This is a genomic window from Anaerolineales bacterium (assembly GCA_022866145.1).
GTDB lineage: Bacteria > Chloroflexota > Anaerolineae > Anaerolineales > E44-bin32 > PFL42.
The window spans coordinates 1-1,893 of sequence record JALHUE010000025.1 but is presented as its reverse complement, the minus strand read 5'-3'; the positions used below and the strand labels follow the sequence as shown (position 1 = coordinate 1,893).

Genomic DNA, 1,893 nt, shown 5'->3' with positions numbered 1-1,893 from the left:
GCGCGCTCCATCACCGTCAGCGTGGACAGCCCCAGGAAGTCGATCTTGAGCAGGCCGAGCATATCCAGCACCTGCATCTCGAACTGGGTAACGGCCCCGATCGACCCGCCCTCCTGGGTGCCCTTGGTCGGGCGATGGAGCGGAATGTACTCGGTGATAGGCCGATCGGTGATGATCACCCCGGCGGCGTGCGTTCCGGCGTTGCGGGCGACGCCTTCGAGCCGGGCGGCGATGTCAACCATCTCCTTGAGGTAGGGCGCCGACTCAGCTGCCTCACGGAAGGCGCTCACGCTTTCCAGCGCCTCGGGGATCGTCACCGGCTTGCCGGGGATGTTGGGAACCAGCTTGGCCACCCGGTCGACCTCGGGCAAGGGGATATCCATTACCCGGCCCACATCGCGGATGGCGGCCCGGGCGCCGAGCGTCCCAAAAGTGATGATCTGGGCGACGCGATCGCGCCCGTACTTGTTCACCGCATACTCGAGCACCAGATGGCGTTTGTCGTCCTGGAAATCGAGGTCTATGTCGGGCATCGAGACCCGCCCGGGATTGAGGAAACGCTCGAAGATCAACCCGTGCTCCAACGGATCGACCAGGGTGATCTCCAGAGCGTAGGCGACGATCGAGCCGGCAGCCGAACCGCGGGCGTTGTACCAGATGCCCTGTTCCCGGGCGAAGCGACATAGGTCCCACACGATCAGAAAGTAGGTCTCGAAGCCCATCTGCGAGATCACGCCCAGTTCGTACTCGAGGCGGCCCTGGACGGCGGGATCGGTGTGGCGTTCCCCGAAGCGGCGACGCAGCCCGTGCGTGCACAGATCGCGCAGGAAGGCCGCCGGGGTCTCTCCCTCCGGCACGGGAAAGGCCGGCAGGCGGTAGCCCTTGAAGCCCAGGTCGACGCTGCAGCGCTCGGCGATGGCCAGGGTGTTGTGGATTGCGCCCGGGACGTGGCCGAACAGTGACGCCATCTCCTGCGGTGTTCGCAGGTAGTACGAGGGATCGGTCATGCGCATCCGGTCGGGGTCCGACCGGATCGATCCCGTCTGGATGCACAGCAGGATGTCTTGCAGCTCGGCGTCCGCCGGGTTGATGTAGTGCACATCATTGGTGGCGACAAACTGCGCCCCGTAATGGGCGCCGAGTTCGAGCAGCTGACGATTGACGGCCGGCAGCTCCGGCACTTCGTGGTGCTGCAGCTCGATGTAGAACCGCTCGCGGCCGAAGACCTGTAGGTACCAGTCCAGCCGGCTGCGGGCCACCTGTTCCCGGCTCTCGATCAGCGCCCTGGGCACTTCGCCAGACAGGCAGCCCGTGGTGCAGATCAAGCCTTCGGCGTGCGCCGCCAGGTACTCGTGATCGATGCGCGGCCGGTAGTAGAAGCCCTCCAGCTGGGAGGCCGTGGCGATCTCCAGCAGGTTGCGGTAGCCGATGTCGTTCTCCGCCAGCAGCAGCAGATGAAAGGTACGGGCGTCGCGCACCGGGTCGCGGTCGCGCATACCGTTGGGCGCCAGGTAGGCTTCCATGCCGATGATCGGCTTAATGCCGGCCTTGTGGGCCGCATGGTAGAAGTCGACGACCCCGAACATCGCCCCGTGATCGGTCAGGGCGAGCGCCGGCATCTCGAGTTCCCGCGCTCGCTGGACAAGGGCTGGAATCCGGCTCAGCCCATCCAGCAGGGAGAACTCGGAGTGAACGTGAAGATGCACAAATGACATGAAAGGATTCGAGGGCGACCCTGTGAGCTACGCAGGGTCGCCTCATCGATTATAGCGGAGTTGAGGCCGGGGGCCAGTCGGCCGTCGGTCGAGGCCCTTTACCGCCCTAGGTAGCGGCCGGCGGCAGGCCTTCGCCCACCACAGCCGACTGCATCGGGTACTCGCGACTCCCGAAGCG

1 protein-coding gene is annotated in these 1,893 nt (G+C 65.5%); it reads right to left on the bottom strand.

What is annotated here, in order from left to right; genetic code table 11:
* Positions 1–1,715: DNA polymerase III subunit alpha (dnaE, locus tag MUO23_00840; GenBank protein ID MCJ7511496.1), on the bottom strand; the 1,715-nt coding region annotated here is incomplete at its 3' end.
* Between the last annotated feature and the right edge of the window lie 178 nt (positions 1,716–1,893).